The following is a 16,520-nucleotide window of genomic DNA, read 5'->3' as shown; positions in this document are numbered from 1 at the left end:
CGCGACCGGAGCAGAAAGAGTCTGCACCCGACGCGCGGCGCACACCAGCCCCCGAGCGGGTGGTCCTCGACCTTTCCCCGAACCCACACAACTGGCGCGCCACGAGCGGTCGCTCGCGCTACAGCGGCTCCGTGACGTCCGCGACCTGCGCTCCCAGCGCGCCGACGAGCGCCCGTCCGTCCACCGTCGCGGCGACGCCGTGCGCGCCGCCGCCGATCGAGACGAGGCGCGCTGCGGCGTCCGGCTCCGCGCTCTCGTCCCCCGCGACGTCGACCTCGTCGCTCGCCCCCGGCCCCGCCACGACCCGGACGTCCGCCACGACCGGCCAGGCGTGCGTCGAGCCGAACGGCGTGATCGTGCCCCGCTCGTAGCCCGTGACGTCGCGCGCGACCTCCTTGTCCGGCATGGACAGGCGCGAGACGCCGAGGAGCGAGCGCAGCTTGGGCCAGGAGATCTGGCGGTCACCCGGGACGAGCACGAACAGGTAGTCGTCCTCCGCACGCCGCACGACGATCGTCTTGAGGACGCGCGCCGGGTCCACGCCCCGGGCCGCGGCGGCCTCCTCGAGCGACCCCACCCGCCCGTGCCGCGTGACGGTGTAGTCGATGCCCGACGCCTCCAGCGCCGCGAGGGCGCGCTCGCTGCTCATGCCACCGACCCTAGTCGCCGCCTCCGACGCACGGCCGGGGCGAGCGGCGGCCGCGCGTCAGACGTCGTCGAACTCCGTGACGACCGTGCGCCAGTACTCGGCGCCGTCGCGCGTGCGGTGCACGAGGCCGGCGTCGACCATCGCGCGGCGCAGCGACACCGGGTCCGCCGCGCGGGCGGCGAGCCGCTTGGTCAGCGTGAGCTCGGTGACGGGCTCCTCCAGGGGCAGCACCTGCGCCGCGAGGAACCGCACCACGAGCTCGCGGTCGCGCAGGCGCTTGGGCGAGCGCAGCAGGCGTCCGTCGACGAGGAACCGCTCGGCGCCCGTGGGCCGGGGTGTGGGCGTCGTCGCGAGGAGCGCCGCGAACCGCTCGGGCGCGGCGCGCAGGAACCCGCCGTCGTCGCGCACGACCACCCCGGCGGCGAGGAGCGGCCCGAGCCGCCGCCGCTCGTCGGTCGAGAGCACCGCCTCGGCGGGGCCCTCCGTCACGACGCGGGCGAGCACCTCCAGCCGACCCGCGTCCGCGAGCGCCGCGACGACCTGCTTCCACGCGTTGTCCGGTGCCACGGCACCGGTCTGCTCGACGTCCACCCACCGACCCTAGGCACCGCCCGGCGCCGAGGGCCAGCGAGTTGCGCCGGTCAGGACAGGTGCACGACGTCGCCGGTCCAGCGCTGCCGCAGCCACCGGTCGTGCGAGGCGACGACGACGGCGCCCGGCCACTCGTCGACGGCCTCCATGAGCTCCCCCGCGAGCGTGAGCGACACGTGGTTCGTCGGCTCGTCGAGGAGCAGCACGTCCGGGGCCTGCGTCACGAGCATCGCGAGCACGACGCGCCGCCGCTGGCCGACCGACAGCTCCGCGAGCGGGCGCCCGAGGTCGCGCGGCGCGAGGAGCCCGTGGGCGTCTACCGCGGCCTCGCGCGCGCCCGCCCGGTCCGCCGGGTCCCAGCCCTGCGCGAGGGCGAGGAGCTCGCGCGGGGTGCGGTCGTCGTCGTGCAGGTGGACGTCCTGCTCCAGCAGGCCGACGCGCACCCCCCGCGCCCGCCCGACGGTGCCCGCGTCGGGTGCGAGGTCGCCTGCGAGGACGTGCAGGAGCGTCGACTTCCCCGCGCCGTTGGCGCCCGTGACGAGCAGCCGCGTGCCGCGCGCGACCTCGATCGAGGGCACGCCCGACGCCGCCATGTCGAGCCGGTCGGCGCGCTCGCCGGGCGCGCCCGTACCCGCCGGCCGGTGCACGACGACGCCCCGCGCCCAGGCGACGACGTCGCCCCCGCCGGGGATGACCGCGCCGTCGCCGCTCGGCGGCGCGAAGCGCAGCGGCGGCGGAGGCTTGCGGACCTGCTCGCGATCGAGGGTGTCGAGGCGCAGCTGGGCGTTGCGCACGCGCCGCGACACCTGGCTCTGGACGCGCTCGCCCTTGAAGTCGTAGAGGATCTTCGCCTGGTTGCCGCGCTCCCGGTTCTTCGAGACGTCGCGCGCGGTGACCGCGACGGACCGGCGCAGCTCGGCGAGCTCCGCCTGCTCGGCCTCGAACCTCTGCTCCCAGCGCGCGCGCTCGACGCGCTTGGCCTCCAGGTAGTCGCTGTACGCGCCGCCGTACAGGGTGGCCGCGCCACCGGGCAGCGCCGCGCCGTCCGCGGCCCCTCGCAGGGGCTCGGCCGTCGGGTCGAGGTCGAGGATCTCGGTGCACACCTCGTCGAGGAAGACCCGGTCGTGGCTCGCGAGCACGACGGCGCCCGGGAGGGCGCGCAGCGCCGCCGCGAGGAACTCGGCCGCGTCGTCGTCGAGGTGGTTCGTCGGCTCGTCGAGCAGCAGCGCGCCGGGTTGACGCACCAGCAGCGCGGCGAGCCCGAGCCGCGTCCGCTGCCCGCCCGAGAGCGAGCCGACGGCGCGGCCCGCGACGCCGTCGACGTCGAGGCCGAGTCCGGCGAGCGTGCGCGCGGCACGCGCGTCGGCGTCCCACACGTCCGCGAGCTCGGCCCGGTCGAGGGCGCGCGCGTACGCCTCCTCGACCCCCGCGCCGGGCCCCGCGACAGGCCCCGCGCCGTCCGGGCCCGCGAGGGCGAGCGCCGCCTCCTCGAGCTCGCGCTCGATCGCCCGGACGCGGGCCAACGCGTCGTCGACGACCGCACGCACGGTCGTCGTCGGCGGGTAGGGGAACTCCTGGTGGAGGAACCCGAGGTCGTCGGGCCGGGTCACGACCCCGTCGTCGGGCACGAGCGTGCCCGCGAGCACGCGCAGCAGGGTGGACTTGCCGACGCCGTTCTCGCCGACGAGTCCCGTGCGGTGGCCAGGGTCGACGGCGAGGTCGACGCCCCGCAGCACGGGGCGGCCCGCGAAGGACACGCGGACGTCGGACGCACGGAGGACAGGGGTGGAACGGGCCATGGGGCGATCACCTACCAAGGTGCCCGGGTGGCACGCGCACGCGCCAGGGACGGCGCGGGGGCCACGACGACGGGCTCGACGGGACGGAGCGGTCGGGGCAGGTGAGGATCACATCGCTGACGAGGCTACGCGGCCGCTCGCCGCGGCGCACGCGAATATCCGGGCGTCCGCGGCAGGAGCGGGCGCCCCGAGCGCAACCGCACTCCCGCGCGGGGCCTGGCGACGTCGCGCGTCAGGGCGCGGTCGTCTCCGTCGCGCCCGCCGTGGGCTCCTCGGTCGGCGCGGACGTCGGCGCGGCGGTCGGTTCCTCCGTCGGCTCGGGCTCGGGGGTCGGCTCCGGGTCGACCGGCGGCTCGGGGTCCACCGGGGGCTCCGGGTCGGTGGGCCCCGTCGACACGACGATCGTGACCGTGCTCCCCGGCGCGACCTGGGCGCCGGAGCCCGGGTTCACCGCGATCACGGTGCCCGCCGCGGCGGCGTCCTCCTGCGTCGTCACGCTGACCGTGAACCCCGCCTTCGTGAGCGTCGCCTGGGCCTGGGCCTGCGTCGTGCCGACGAGGCCGGCCGGCACGGCGACCTTCGCGGGCTGCTCGGGCTCCTCCGGCTTCGGGGTGGTGGGCGTGGTCGGCTTGGTCGGCGTGGTCGGCTTCGTGGGCTCGGTCGGCGTGGGCTTGGGCGCCGGGGCCGGCGCGCTCGGGGTCGACGGCTTCTGGGGGGTCGTCGGGGTCGTGCTCTCCGACGGCGTGTAGCGCGTCGGCATCTTGCCGGCGGCGAAGAACTCGAAGTGCCACGGCTCAGGCTTGGACCCGTTCGGCCGCGCCCAGGCGGGGTTGTCCCAGCCGTAGTCCGGGGCGTGCGTCCGCATCCACACGTACTCGCGCGACGTCCCCGACGGGACGCTGCCGCCGACGTCGATCGCGAGGCCCCAGCCGTGCTGGGACGTCCCCGGGACCGCGGCGAGGTAGGGCTTGATCGCCTTGAGCCGCACCTGGTCGTCGTAGGGGCGGTACGCGTCGGTGATCTTGAGCGCGTACCCGAACTCCTTCTCGAACTCCGCGGCGAGCGCCTCGAGCTGCTCCGCCGCGTCGCAGCGCAGCGTCTTGCCCGGCGCGAAGTCGAGCGCGCACAGCGCCTCGGGCGGGATCCGCCCGTTCTGGTACTGCGCGGTCGAGCCGGCGTACTTCTCGACCACCTCGGCGAGCCGCTCCGCGAGGGTCGTGCCCGCGAGCGCCGTGACCCCGTCCGCCGGGACGACACCGACCGGGGAGTAGTCCGTGCCGAGCAGGTCCGCGAGGTGGGTCGCCGAGACGACGACGTCCTCGAGCGTCACGTCACCGTGAGCGTGGTCGTCGTCCTCCGCGTGCTCTCCGTCACCGCTGTCACCCGACGGGTCGTCCAGGTCGCTCTGGGTGCCGCCGAGCTCCCCCGGGGAGACGCCGTCGGGAGCGGGCACGGCGTCCTCGGGGAGCGTGCGGTCTCCTGGGGAGCCCCCGGTGCTGCCGGGCGCCGTCGGTCCTGTCGTGGCGTCGCTCGACGGTGACGGGCTCGGCGACCCGCTCGGGCTGGGGGACGCGGTGGGGTCGGGGCTGCTCGTCGGGCTCGGGCTCGGCGCGGCGCGGACCGCGGAGGTGCGGAACGCGTCCGTGTCGCCCGCCGCGTCCACGGACGCGGGCTGCTGCGCGGGGCCTCCGGGGGCCGTCGTCCCGTCCTCGTCCGTACCAGGGACGTCGGCGTCGTCGGAGCCCGCGCCCGGGTCGATCGGCTCCGGGAGGTCGGGGACCTCGGTGTCGTCGAGCGACTCGTCGAGGTCGAGCCCGCCGTCGGGGACCACCTGGACGGGCACCCGTCGCGCGGCGTCCTGCTGGGCGAGGTAGGTGGCGAGGAGCATGCCGAGCTCGGCGCGCGCCTGCTCCACGGGAGCCGTGACCTCGCCGTCGGCGAGCGCGTTCGCGGTCGCGAGGACCTCGATCGCGCCGTCGAGCTGCTGGTCCTCGTCGAGGCCCGCGCCGAGCGTGCTCGACAGCGCCGAGACCTGGGTCGCCGTCGCGGCCTCGGTGGCGAAGAAGGACGCGCCGGGGCGGGGCTCGACGCTCCCCGCGAGCGCCGCGGCCAGCGTGATCGCGAGCGCCGAGGAGATGAGGACGTGGGAGACGGCGCGAGCGCGTCGTGCGAAGGTCGGCGCGGGGGCGGGCGCGGCAGGCTCGGGCGTCTGGGGCGCGTCGTCCGCCGCGCCCTCGTGCTCTGCCGTGGTGCTCACCGCTCACTCCCGTGCTTCGTGCCCTGCCACGGACCTGCGGTCCCGCGCGCCGGTTCAGCGCGTCGTCGCGCCCGACGTCACGGCTGCGCACGCCCACCGGTCGGTGTGCTGCACGCCACAGTGCCCTCGTCCGCCTACCGTACACCGCCTCCACAGGGCTCTCACCCCCGTCTCATGTTCGCGCGCGAGAATGCCGCCATGAGTTCATCCACGCGTCACCGCAGGTCAACGTCACGCTCGTTCGCGCTGGGCGCGGCGGTCGTCACGACCCTCGCGCTCGCCGGGTGCGCAGAGGACGGCTCGGTGAGCGTGCCGGAGTTCACCCTCACCGGCGACCAGGTCCAGCAGTTCCTCGACGACGCCCGGTCCCAGGCCGAGACCATCGGCGAGGACGTCCGCTCCCTCACCGAGGACCTCGGCTCGCTGTCGGGCGAGGCCCGCACGCGCGCCGAGGACGCCGTCACCGCGGCGCAGGAGGCCGCGGACGAGGCCCGCGCCGCGGCGGACGAGGCGGCCGCCGCCACGGACGACACCCGCGCCGAGGCCGAGCAGCGCCTCGCGGAGGCGGAGACAGCGCTCGAGGACGCGTCCACCGAGCTCGACGCGGTCGCGGACTCCCTCTCCGGCGCGGACGCCGCCGTCCGGGACTCGATCGAGGACCTGCGCACGCGCGTCGACGAGCTGCGCGCCGACCTGGACAAGTCCACCGCCCCCTGAGCGCCCCGGCCGCGGGGCCCGGCGAGCGCTGCGTCCGCGTGCGACCGCTGCGTCCCTGGACGCATCACTCGGCCCGAGACGCATCGTTCGCGCGAGAGCACCGCGCTCGCCGGTGACCTAGGTCCCCGTGGGCGGCGACCTTTGCCCGACGTCCACCCTTCCTTCACAGGGGTTTGCTTGGTCTCAGGAGCCCAGCCGCACCGGCCGGGTCGATGAGAGGGGACAGTGATGAAGGGGACGATCGAGCGGAACGCCAACGCGCCGCTCCCTACGGTCGAAGGCAGCGAGCCGGAGACCCTCAGCCTCGCGGAGCGCGCTCCGCGGCACACCCAGGTCGTCCTCGGCGTCCTGCGGATCGTGATCGGCTTCTACTTCCTCTGGGCCTTCCTCGACAAGACGTTCGGGCTCGGGTTCGCGACCCCCGCCGAGCGGTCGTGGATCAACGGGAACAGCCCGACGACCGGCTTCCTGTCGAACCTCGAGGGCACGTTCTCGGGCTTCTTCAGCGGCCTGGCCGGGAACGCGTTCATCGACGTGCTGTTCATGGTCGGCCTGCTCGGCATCGGGCTCGCGCTCATCCTGGGCATCGGCATGCGGGTCGCCTCGGTGAGCGGCACGCTCCTGCTCCTGCTCATGTACCTGGCCGAGCTCCCGCTCGTGACCAACCCGATCATCGACGACCACATCACGATGGCCCTGACGATCATCGCGCTCACGCTCCTCGGGGCGGGCAGCGTGCTCGGCCTCGGCAAGACGTGGAAGAAGATCCCGTTCGTCCAGCGCAACGCCTGGCTGGTCTGACGGTCACGACAGCCCGCCGTGTGCGGCGGGCCTACGGGGCGACCGATACCGCGCGACGATTCTGAGGCCGTCGCTGCAGGGAGTCGCTCCCGGGGGAAGAGGGACGTGCGGGCGGTGGGGAGACCACCCGCACGTCCCGCCCCTCCGCGCCCGGCAGGGCGACCGACGCTCGACGGAGCGGGTCGCCCGCCGGGCGCCTTTCTGTCCGCACCCGCGTGACCCCCGGTCAGCCGAAGCGGGCGAGCAGCTCCGCCGCCTGAGGGTCGCCCTGGGCAGTGGCCTCGCTCCAGAGCGTCATCGCCTCGGCGACCCGGCCGGCACGGAGCCGCAGGATGCCCAGGCTCGTGCGCGCGGTGGGCTCACCCACGAGCGCCGCCTGCTCCAGCAGGTCCTCGGCGTCGAGGCCACGACCCGCGCGCACGTAGAGGTCGGCGAGCGCCGCCGCGACGCGCGCCTCGCCCGCCTCCGCCCAGCCCTCGAGGAGGGCCACGGCGTCGTCACCCGTGAGCGCGCCGCTGCGCGCCAGCTCGACAGCCGCCTCCCAGCTCCCGCCCGACGTCGCGACGAGGAGGTCCGAGGCGGCGTCCTGCTCCCCCAGCTCGGCGAGGACGTGCGCGAGCCGGACGGAGGCGCCCTCGACGTCCTGGGCCTGCTCGTACCACCGCCGGGCGGCGTGCAGGTCGCCGCGCTCGGTCGCGACCTGCGCAGCCATGAACGCGCCGAGGACGTCGCCCGCGAGCCCCGCGAGCTCGAAGCAGCGGAACGCCTCGGCGGCGTCGCCCGCCTCGTGGTGCGCGACCCCCAGCCGGTACACGGCCCCGGGGACACCGTGCTCGACGGCCGACTCGTAGAACGGCACGGCGGCGGCGGGACTGCCGAGGGCGCGCAGGTCGTCGGCGATGGCGACGAGCTCGGCGGGGTCGTCGGGGTGCAGGTGCCCGACGGCGGCCCGCAGGTCGGCGAGCGCGGTCTCCGTGGCGAGGCCCGCGCCCTGGTCGATGGTCGGCATGCGGCACCGCGTCCCTTCGGCCCCCTGCGTCGACGGCCTCGGTCGGCTCGCGCCGGGCCGGCCGCGGCGGGCGACCGGCAGGACGGCGACGGACGTCCCGAGATGTGGACGCACGATAGCGCGCGGGTGTCACCCACGTCACACCCCTCTGTCCGGCCCGGTGCCGTCGGGGGCCCCGCGTCTGGGAGACTGGCTCGGGTGAGCGGAACGACGGACCTGCCGGCCACCGCCGGGCAACGCGTGCTGGACGCCGTCGTGGCGGTGACGAGCGACCTCGACCTCCCGCAGGTGCTGCGGCGCATCGTGGACGTGGCGATGGAGCTCACCGGCGCCCGGTACGGCGCGCTGGGCGTGCTCGACGCCTCGGGCCGCGAGCGTCTCGCGCAGTTCATCCCGCTCGGGCTCTCGGACGACCAGGTCGCCGCGATCGACCACTGGCCGCACGGCGAGGGCCTGCTCGGGGAGCTGATCGACAACCCGGAGCCCATCCGCGTCCCGGAGATCGCCGACGACGTCCGGTCGGCCGGCTTCCCCGAGGGCCACCCGCCGATGCACACGTTCCTCGGCGTCCCGGTCCGGGTGCGCGACACGGTGTTCGGCAACCTCTACCTCACGGACAAGCGGGTGCCCGGGCCGGGCAACGAGGACTCCACGACGGAGTTCACGGCGGAGGACGAGGCGGCCGTGATCGCGCTCGCCGCGGCCGCGGGCGTCGCGATCGAGAACGCCCGGCTCTACGGGCGCGCCAAGCAGGTGGGCGTGCTCGAGGACCGCGACCGCATCGCGCGCGACCTGCACGACGTCGTGATCCAGCGCCTGTTCGCGTCGGCGATGACGCTCATGAGCGTGCAGCCGCTCGTCGCCGACCCGAACGCGCGGACCCGCATCGAGGAGACCGTCTCCGACCTCGACGAGACGATCCGGCAGATCCGCTCGACGATCTTCGCCCTGCACACGGCGAGCGACCCGGACGCGCCGTCGATCGAGGACCGGTTCCGCGCCCAGGCGGAGGCCGCGACGACGGTCCTGGGCTTCGCGCCGGAGGTGAGCGTGGAGGTCGCGACCGAGGGGTCGGGCGCGGGCGTGTCCGACGGCGGCCCGAGCCTGCCCGCCGAGGTCGCCGACCAGCTCGTCGTCGTGCTCGGCGAGTCCCTGACCAACGTGGCGCGGCACGCGCAGGCGAGCCACGTCGTCGTGCACCTGTCCGTGACCGCGCACGAGGCGCGCCTCACGGTGACGGACGACGGCGTGGGCATCCAGCCCGGCGGGCGCCGCTCGGGGCTGCGGAACATGCAGGCGCGCGCGGCGGCGCTGGGCGGGTCGAGCACCGCGACCGCGCTCCCCGACGGCGGCACGCGGCTCGAGTGGTGGGTGCCGCTCGTCTGACCCGGCTCCCGGACCGCCTCAGCGCACTATCCGCCGCCCGGTGACGATGCGCGGGACGACCTTGATGACGCGGTCGCGCGCGCCCGGCACGAACGTCACGAGCGGGAGGGCGAGCAGCCGCGCCCGCTCCACCGGCTCGGTGACCTCGAACGTGCGGCCCACGAGGACGACGGACCAGCCGGAGCGCGCCTCGGCGTCGAACTGGTCCACCTCGAACGCGACGACCGCGCGGCTCGCGGCGACCGCGAGCTTGGAGCCCTCGGCGGTACGGAACACGACGTCCGGCCCGTCGAGGACGAAGTTCACCGGCTGGATCGCCGGCAGCGCGTGGTCGGTGTAGACGATCCTGCCCACGGGGACGGTCGCGAGGAGCGCGTAGCTCTCCTCCGGCGTGAGCTCCGAGAGCCCTGCCGAGGCGCGCGGACGCTCGGCCGTCATGGCCCCCGCACCCACCACCGGTGCCCCTGTCCCGGTCCGCTCGACTGTGTCCATCTCCACATCGTCGCGCCGCGGTGTCAGATCGGCGAGAGCCGAAGGTCCCGACGCCGCGCGGTCGGCCGGACCCTCGCCGTCGGCCTCCGGTCCGTCCGGCGACGAGCCCTCGGGCCCCTCGGGACGCACCGCTCCGGCGCCGCCGTCAGGGACGGAACGGCTGGCCACCGTGCTGCCGGTCCCCCGCCGGGGCGCCCGCGCCCGGGGTGCCGCCCTGGCGCGTCGCCTCCTCCTGGCGCATCTCGGTCGCGAGCACCGCGACCTGGGTGCGCCGCTGCAGGCCGAGCGTCGCGAGGACGTGCGAGACGTAGTTCTTGACCGTCTTCTCCGCGAGGTAGAGGCGCTTGCCGATCTCGCGGTTCGTCAGGCCCTCGCCGATGAGCGCCACGATCTGGCGCTCCTGCTGGGACAGGCCCTCGAGCCGGTCCGGGATCTCGTCCGCGGCGTGGCGCAGACGCTCGAGGACGCGCGCGGTGCTCGCCGGGTCGAGCAGCGACCCGCCCGCCGCGACGGTGCGGACCGCGCCGACGAGGTCGGACCCGTGGATCTGCTTGAGCACGTACCCCGACGCGCCGGCGAGCACGGCCTGGAACAGCGCCTCGTCGTCGGCGAAGGACGTGAGCATGAGGCAGCCGACCTCGGGGAGCTCGGAGCGCACCTCGCGGCACACCTCGACGCCGGAGCCGTCGGGCAGACGCACGTCGAGGATCGCGACGTCGGGTCGCGTCGCCTTGATACGCGCGAGCGCGGAGGCGGCGGTACCGGCCTCGCCGACGACGGTGATGTCACCGGCCGCCTCGAGCAGCGCGGCCACGCCACGCCGGACCACCTCGTGGTCGTCGAGCAGGAACACACGGATCGGGTGGGGAGAGCCCATGACCTCAACGTAGCCCGTCGGGGACGGATTCTCGCGCGAGCGAGGGTCCGACGCCGCAGGTACGGGACCTTCGTCCCACGACCTGGAGCCGTGGGTCCCCGCGCGCGGGGGCGGTCGCGGGGTGCGTACCCCCGGCCTCAGGGGGTATCCAGGAGATGTGCAGGCGGCGGAGGACACCCGCCGCGAAGGGGACGAGGGACCGAGGTGGGAATCGTGAGCGGATCGACGCAGCAGGTCGTCCTGGTCGGTGTGGACGGCAGCGCGACGAGCGGCAAGGCCCTGGACTGGGCGGTCGGTGAGGCGGCCCGGCGCGGCGCCGAGCTCCGCGTGCTGCACGTCGCCTACGTGCCGGTGGTCGCGACGCCGTTCGTCGGGGGCGCGTACTACCCGAGCGTGGAGGAGCTCGGCGAGATCGCCGGGCCCATCCTGTCGGCCGCCGCGGAACGTGCCGCCCACGTCGACCCCTCGGTGCCCGTGCGCACCACGCTGCGTTCCGGCCCGCCCGCGGAGGCGCTGCTCGACGAGGCCAAGGACGCCGACCTCGTCGTCGTCGGGTCGCGCGGCCTGGGCTCCGTCGGCTCCATGTTCTTCGGCTCCGTCGGCACGCGGCTCGCCGCGCGCTCTCCCGTGCCGGTCGTCGTCGTGCCGCCGGTCGTGGACCGGGCCGAGCGGACGACCGACGTGGTCGTCGGCGTCGACGGGTCCGTGCACGGCGACGCGGCGCTGCGGTTCGCGCTCGACGAGGCGGCCCGCACCGGGTCGCGCGTCGTGGCGGTGTGCGCGTGGCGGCTGCCCGTAGGGCCGCTGTGGGAGGAGAACCCGTCGTTCTACACGTCGGCCGAGCGCGACGCGCGGGCCGAGGCGTCGCGCACCGTCGAGGCGGCGCTCGCACGTGTGCGCACCGCCGAGCACGACGACGTCCTCGTCGAGACGTTCGTCGTGGACCGCGAGCCGTCCGTCGCGATCCGGGAGGCCGCGGCGGGGGCCGCACTGACCGTCGTCGGCTCGCGCGGCCGCGGCGACCTGCGCGGCATGGTCCTGGGCTCCGTGAGCCAGCAGGTGCTGCACCACGCGACGCACCCGGTCGCCGTCGTGCACGCCGAGAAGGCGTAGCGCGCCACCGGCGGTCGCCACGCACGACCGGGACAGGTGGTGGTGCGCCCGCTGCCGGACGGGCGCACCACCACCGAGAAGCAGGGCGGCATCGGCCGCCGCCCCACGGGGCGCACCGGTGGGCGCCGGGCGAGACGGTGTCGGACCCCCGTCTCACCCGGCGTCCGGGTCACCTCAGCCGCACGACCGCGCGGCGTACTCGGCCGTGACCGTGTCGGTGACGCCGTCCGCGTCGGTCACGGTGACGGTCACCTCGCCGGCCTCGATCTCCGTGGCACGCGTGCCGAACGACTGGTAGGCGTTCTTGCCCGGGGCCACGTCCGCGAAGGTCTTGCTGCCGAACGGCGTCTCGATCGCGATGTCGAGCGTGGAGTCGTCCGCGTTGAGCGCACGCACCGCGACGTAGGTCTTGCCGGCCAGGCAGCGCGGCTCGACCGTCACGTCGACCTCCGGGGTGTCCGCACCGGCCTCGAGGCCGGTGAGGTACTCGAAGCCCTCGGCGGAGAACTCGTCGTTCGCCGGCGAGCCGTCGTACTCCATGACGAAGTACGCCACGTCCGCGTCGAGACCGGCCCGCAGGATCTCCTGCAGCGGCATGTCACCCTCACCGAGGTTGGTGAACGTCGGACGCCCACCCTGGTTGAGGTTCGTCGCGTCCTTGATGTGCAGGAGCTCGATGCGGTCCGCGTGCTCGTCGATCAGAGCGGGGACGTCCACACCGGCGTTCGCGGCCCAGGCCGTGTCCAGCTCGAACGCGACGAACTCGGGGTTCGTCTCGGCCACGAGGATCTCCCACGCGGAGGTCAGCTCACCGTCGTACTCGTACTTGGTGGTGAACTCCTGGTCGTGGTTGTGGCCGAACAGCTTGCCGGTGCCGTTCGCGACCGAACGCTCACCGAGCCGGTCCATGGCCTCGGCCGTGGCCAGCACGTTCGCCAGACCCCCGCCGATCCCCGGGGACGGGAAGCCGCCCGAGCCCACGTACTCCTGGCCCATCGTCTTGACGTACGCGAGCGTCGCGTCGAAGGTGCCCTCGTTCACGGAGTAGTGCGAGGACGGGACGCGAAGACCGGCAGCGTCGAACTGGGCGCGAGCCTGCTCCGCCGTGAGGCCGGAGTAGTTCGACCCGAAGGGCTCGACGTTCTCGAAGCCGATCTCGCCCAGGCGGTCGTAGACGCCCTCCCAGCCGATCTGGCGGCTCCACGAGCTGAGCGAGAACAGCTGCATCGAGACCTTGTCCACCGGGATGGTGACCGGCTCGGTCGGCTCCTCCGAGCCGCCCGCGGCCTCACCGGTGAGGTACTCGAACCCGGTCGTGGCGAACGACTCGCCGTCGGCGGCCATGTCGTACTCCATGACGTAGTACGCGACGCCCGCCTCCTGACCGGCGGCCAGGATCTCCTGCAGCGGCATGTCGCCGTCGCCGAGGTTGGTGAACGTCGGGCGCCCACCGGCGTTGAGGTTGACGGCGTCCTTGATGTGCATGAGCTCGATGCGGTCGCCGTACTGCTCGACGAGCGCCGGGACGTCGACGCCCGCATGGGCGGCCCACGCCGTGTCGAGCTCGAAGGTCACGAACTCGGGGTTCGTCTCCGCCACGAGGATCTCCCACGCTGACGTGAGCTCACCGTCGTACTCGTACTTGGTGGTGAACTCCTGGTCGTGGTTGTGGCCGAACACCTTGCCGACGCCTGCCTCCGCGGAGCGCTGACCGAGGCGGTTCATCGCCTCGGCCGTGGCCAGCGTGTTCTCCAGGCTGCCGATCCCCGGGCTGGGGAAGCCGCCGGAGCCCACGTACTTCTGCCCCACCGTGGCCACGTAGTCGAGCGTGTCGTCGAAGGTCGCCTCGCCCACGTCGTAGTGCGAGGACGGCACGCTCAGGCCCGCGGAGTCCGCCTGCGCGCGGAACTGCTCCGCCGTCAGGCCGGAGTAGTTGCCGCCGAAGGGCTCGATGTTCTGGAGCCCGATCTCGCCGAGGCGGTCGAGCACGGCCTGCTGGCCGTCCGCGGTGACCCAGGGGATCAGCGAGAACATCTGGAGCGAGACCTGGTCCGCCGGGATGATGACGGACGTCCCGAAGAACACGTTGTCGACGTCGACGCCGCCCGTGCTCGTCACGACGACCTTGCCCGAGCCCTCCGGCACGCTGGTCAGCGTCCGGGTGACGTCGGTCCAGCCCTCGCTCGCGAAGCGGAGCTCGGCGAGCGACTCGTCGGTCGTGCCGTCGGCGCCCTCCCAGCCCAGCGTGAGGGTGCCCTCACCGCGACCGAGGACGGTCACGCGGTTGATGGCGTCGCCCGACGGGGCGTGCTCGAAGGCCACGGGCTCGTAGGCGAACGAGTCGCCCGCGTCGAGGGACGTGACGTAGCCACCGGCGTCGGCGGACTCGTCGACGACGACCTCGATGCCCTCGGCCTCGTCGTACCACTCGGCCTGCTGCTCCTCGGGCTTGAAGATGCGCGTCAGCTCACCGGTCGTGGCCGGGACGTCGCCCTGCGCCTTGTCGGTGTAGGTCACGACGAGGGTGCCGAAGATCTTCTCGCCCTCACCGTGCTCCACGGCGTCCGCGTTGGTCGCGATGGTGATGCCGCAGCCGTCGGCCGTGTCCTTCGCCGACCCCGTGACCTCGGGGTGCGCGTGGGTGTTGTGGCCCAGGCCGAACGTGTACTTGACGTCGCTGCACACGACCTCGTCGCCGTCCTCGGCGTCGTGCACCGAGACCCCGAGCGAGAGCTCGTCGCCCCAGTTGAAGATCGCCCCGTCCGCGACGTCGACGCTGATCTCGGGTGCCGTGTTGCCGACCGTGATCTGCTTCGTCGAGAGCGTGAACAGACCCTCGGGGTCCGTGACCCGCAGGATGACGTCGTACTGCCCGAGCTCGGTGAACTCGTGCGTGACCTTCACGCCGGTGGCGTCGGTCTGACCGTCGCCGTCGAAGTCCCACTCGTAGGTGAGCTCGGCGCCCTCGGGGTCGCTCGACCGCGAGGCGTCGAACGTGACCTCGAGCGGGGCCTCGCTGCTGGAGATCGCGCTGGCGGTGAACGACGCCTGCGGGTGCTGGTTGCCCTCGCTGTAGGACACGCGGTACAGGCCCGCGTCCGGGTTCTGGCGGAAGAAGCCGTCACCGTACTCGAGCACGTACAGGTTGCCGTCAGGACCGAACTCGAAGTCCATGACGTTGTCCCAGATGGGCTGTGCGGCGCTCGTGAGGTGCGCGTTCGGCAGGAAGTCCTCCACGGCCGTCACCACGCCGTCGCTGCTCAGCTCGTCGAGCGTGAACGCGGCGACGTAGTCCTGGGAGAACTCCGCCAGGAACGGCTTGCCGTCCCAGTACGCGGGGAACTTACCCGGTGCGTCCGGGGAGTCGGCCGAGCGGAAGATCGGCCCGCCCATCGGGGCCTGGCCGCCGCCGCCCCACTCGGTCAGCGGGTCGAGCAGCTCGGGCTGGTCGCCGGCCTTGTCGCCGTAGTAGACCTGCGGCGCGGTCGCCGGCGGCAGGACGTCCAGGCCGGTGTTCCACGTCGAGTTGTTGACGGCGCCGGCCTCGCAGTCGAAGAAGTCGCCCGGCGTCTGGGTCGCGTAGTCCCACTCGTTGTAGTTCGCGTTGGGGCCGTGGCAGTAGGGCCAGCCACCGTTCATGGGCTCGGTCGTGAGCTGCCACTCGACGTAGCCCATCGGGCCACGGTCGGGGTTCGCGGCGGCCGCGTCGGGGCCGTAGTCGCCCCACACGAGCGCGCCGGACTCGACGTCGTAGTCGATCCGGAACGGGTTGCGCAGACCCATGACGTAGGTCTCCTCGCGCACCAGGTCGCGCACGTCGTCGTACTGCGGGTCGTCGAAGAGGTTGCCCTCGGGGATCGTGTACGTGCTCCCCGGACCCACCTCGGCGCCGGCCGCGAGGTCCTCGATCGGGTTGATCCGCAGGATCTTGCCCCGCAGGTCGTTCGTGCTGCCCGCACCGCGACGGTCGTCGAAGCCCGGGTTCATGCCCGGAGCGTTGTTGTTCGGCGCGTACCCGTTCGCGCCCGGGGTGCTGGCCGGGGTGTTGTCACCGGTGGACAGGAACAGGTTCCCCTCCTCGTCCCACGCCATGTCCGCACCCACGTGGCAGCACTGCCCACGCTGCGCGTCGACCTTGAGGATCTCGCGCTCGGTCGACAGGTCGATCGCGGCCGTGGCCGGGTCCCACGTGAACCGCGACAGCACGTTGTACCCCAGCCACCGGTCCCAGTAGCTCTCGTCCTCGCCCGCGGGCAGCGAGTTCGGCGCGCTCCCCGACGGGGTCGTCTCCGGGTACTCCACACCAGAGGGCGACGTGCCCTCCATCACGCGGGGCGCGTAGACCATGTAGACGAAGTGGTTCTCCTCGAAGTCCGGATCGAGCGAGATGCCCTGGAGCCCGTCCTCCGAGTTCTTGTAGACGTCGAGCTGGGCGATCTGGCTCGTCAGACCCGTCATCGGGTCCGTGAGTCGCACGACGCCGTCACGGGCCGTGTGCAGGACGCGCGAGTCGGGCAGGACGGCGAGGTCGATCGGCTCGCCGGTGTCCTTGCTGAGCAGCACCTTCTCGTAGTTGTCCCAGTCGAGCGCGGCGGCGTCGACAGCGGCGGTGTCGCCGCCCTCCTGGTGCCCGGGGTGGGCGTACGCCCCTCCGACCGTCAGCGGTATCAGCATCGCGGCTGAGACCGCCGCAGCGGCGTAGCGGGACCACCTTCGGTGGCCTGGGGAAAATCTGTGCACAACGTCCTCCTTGACGCACTGGGGAAACCAAGCAGCCTGCATCGTGAGGGCGAGGCACAGGGTCTCTGGCCGCACTCCTCCGTGGCTCG

General features: G+C 73.8%; 12 protein-coding genes. 4 read left to right on the top strand and 8 right to left on the bottom strand.

Annotated features, from left to right (window positions below; translation table 11 throughout):
• Nucleotides 1-118 precede the first annotated feature (118 nt).
• From CCE02nite_RS01175 to CCE02nite_RS01160, 4 genes are all read right to left on the bottom strand, one after another.
• The gene (locus CCE02nite_RS01175) at nucleotides 119-649 is read right to left on the bottom strand and encodes an aminoacyl-tRNA deacylase (protein WP_141387374.1); all 531 of its coding nucleotides are present in this window, start codon (nucleotides 647-649) and stop codon (nucleotides 119-121) included.
• A 57-nt stretch (nucleotides 650-706) separates the two neighbouring features.
• Complete coding sequence (locus CCE02nite_RS20855) at nucleotides 707-1,240, bottom strand: DUF2087 domain-containing protein (RefSeq protein ID WP_255318564.1); 534 nt, start codon at nucleotides 1,238-1,240, stop codon at nucleotides 707-709.
• 50 nt (nucleotides 1,241-1,290) lie between these two features.
• Nucleotides 1,291-3,039: an ABC-F family ATP-binding cassette domain-containing protein gene (locus CCE02nite_RS01165; RefSeq protein ID WP_141387372.1), complete on the bottom strand. Its 1,749-nt coding sequence runs from the start codon at nucleotides 3,037-3,039 to the stop codon at nucleotides 1,291-1,293.
• Nucleotides 3,040-3,271: 232 nt separating this feature from the next.
• Nucleotides 3,272-5,296, bottom strand: a complete 2,025-nt coding sequence (locus tag CCE02nite_RS01160) for a M15 family metallopeptidase (protein WP_141387370.1) — start codon at nucleotides 5,294-5,296, stop codon at nucleotides 3,272-3,274.
• A gap of 198 nt (nucleotides 5,297-5,494) precedes the next feature.
• On the opposite strand from CCE02nite_RS01160, the gene CCE02nite_RS01155 reads away from it, so the two are divergent.
• Together CCE02nite_RS01155 and CCE02nite_RS01150 are read left to right on the top strand one after the other, a co-directional pair.
• A complete protein-coding gene (locus tag CCE02nite_RS01155; RefSeq protein ID WP_141387368.1) occupies nucleotides 5,495-6,013 on the top strand; it encodes a hypothetical protein in 519 nt (172 codons plus the stop codon).
• A 228-nt stretch (nucleotides 6,014-6,241) separates the two neighbouring features.
• The gene (locus tag CCE02nite_RS01150) at nucleotides 6,242-6,814 is read left to right on the top strand and encodes a hypothetical protein (protein ID WP_047231045.1); all 573 of its coding nucleotides are present in this window, start codon (nucleotides 6,242-6,244) and stop codon (nucleotides 6,812-6,814) included.
• A gap of 226 nt (nucleotides 6,815-7,040) precedes the next feature.
• Here the strand turns inward: CCE02nite_RS01150 and CCE02nite_RS01145 are convergent, their stop codons facing one another.
• Complete coding sequence (locus tag CCE02nite_RS01145) at nucleotides 7,041-7,823, bottom strand: tetratricopeptide repeat protein (protein WP_141387366.1); 783 nt, start codon at nucleotides 7,821-7,823, stop codon at nucleotides 7,041-7,043.
• A 198-nt stretch (nucleotides 7,824-8,021) separates the two neighbouring features.
• Here CCE02nite_RS01145 and CCE02nite_RS01140 point away from each other — a divergent pair, with 198 nt between their 5' ends.
• Nucleotides 8,022-9,209, top strand: coding sequence for a GAF domain-containing sensor histidine kinase (locus CCE02nite_RS01140; protein ID WP_170227167.1), 1,188 nt, complete (start codon nucleotides 8,022-8,024; stop codon nucleotides 9,207-9,209).
• An 18-nt stretch (nucleotides 9,210-9,227) separates the two neighbouring features.
• Here CCE02nite_RS01140 and CCE02nite_RS01135 read toward each other — a convergent pair whose 3' ends face one another.
• Nucleotides 9,228-9,701: a pyridoxamine 5'-phosphate oxidase family protein gene (locus CCE02nite_RS01135; RefSeq protein WP_218026992.1), complete on the bottom strand. Its 474-nt coding sequence runs from the start codon at nucleotides 9,699-9,701 to the stop codon at nucleotides 9,228-9,230.
• Nucleotides 9,702-9,846: 145 nt separating this feature from the next.
• A complete protein-coding gene (locus CCE02nite_RS01130) occupies nucleotides 9,847-10,578 on the bottom strand; it encodes a response regulator transcription factor (RefSeq protein WP_082379792.1) in 732 nt (243 codons plus the stop codon).
• Nucleotides 10,579-10,791: 213 nt separating this feature from the next.
• Between CCE02nite_RS01130 and CCE02nite_RS01125 the strand changes: the two genes are divergently transcribed.
• Nucleotides 10,792-11,691 (top strand): universal stress protein, encoded by a 900-nt coding sequence (locus CCE02nite_RS01125; RefSeq protein WP_170227166.1) that lies wholly within the window; start codon nucleotides 10,792-10,794, stop codon nucleotides 11,689-11,691.
• Between the two features lie 174 nt (nucleotides 11,692-11,865).
• Here the strand turns inward: CCE02nite_RS01125 and CCE02nite_RS01120 are convergent, their stop codons facing one another.
• Nucleotides 11,866-16,365, bottom strand: a complete 4,500-nt coding sequence (locus tag CCE02nite_RS01120; protein WP_170227165.1) for a TIM barrel protein — start codon at nucleotides 16,363-16,365, stop codon at nucleotides 11,866-11,868.
• Nucleotides 16,366-16,520: the final 155 nt, after the last annotated feature.

The sequence above is a fragment of the Cellulosimicrobium cellulans genome, from assembly GCF_006539945.1.
GTDB classification, from domain to species: domain Bacteria; phylum Actinomycetota; class Actinomycetes; order Actinomycetales; family Cellulomonadaceae; genus Cellulosimicrobium; species Cellulosimicrobium cellulans.
This window is presented reverse-complemented; position numbering and strand designations above follow the sequence as displayed.

Coding starts and splice junctions, on each gene's coding strand:
- CCE02nite_RS01150 (WP_047231045.1), top strand. CDS start 6,242: ATGAAGGGGACGATCGAGCGGAACGCCAACGCGCCGCTCCCTACGGTC.
- CCE02nite_RS01155 (WP_141387368.1), top strand. CDS start 5,495: ATGAGTTCATCCACGCGTCACCGCAGGTCAACGTCACGCTCGTTCGCG.
- CCE02nite_RS01145 (WP_141387366.1), bottom strand. CDS start 7,823: ATGCCGACCATCGACCAGGGCGCGGGCCTCGCCACGGAGACCGCGCTC.
- CCE02nite_RS01130 (WP_082379792.1), bottom strand. CDS start 10,578: ATGGGCTCTCCCCACCCGATCCGTGTGTTCCTGCTCGACGACCACGAG.
- CCE02nite_RS01135 (WP_218026992.1), bottom strand. CDS start 9,701: ATGGACACAGTCGAGCGGACCGGGACAGGGGCACCGGTGGTGGGTGCG.
- CCE02nite_RS01120 (WP_170227165.1), bottom strand. CDS start 16,365: ATGCTGATACCGCTGACGGTCGGAGGGGCGTACGCCCACCCCGGGCAC.
- CCE02nite_RS01165 (WP_141387372.1), bottom strand. CDS start 3,039: ATGGCCCGTTCCACCCCTGTCCTCCGTGCGTCCGACGTCCGCGTGTCC.
- CCE02nite_RS01175 (WP_141387374.1), bottom strand. CDS start 649: ATGAGCAGCGAGCGCGCCCTCGCGGCGCTGGAGGCGTCGGGCATCGAC.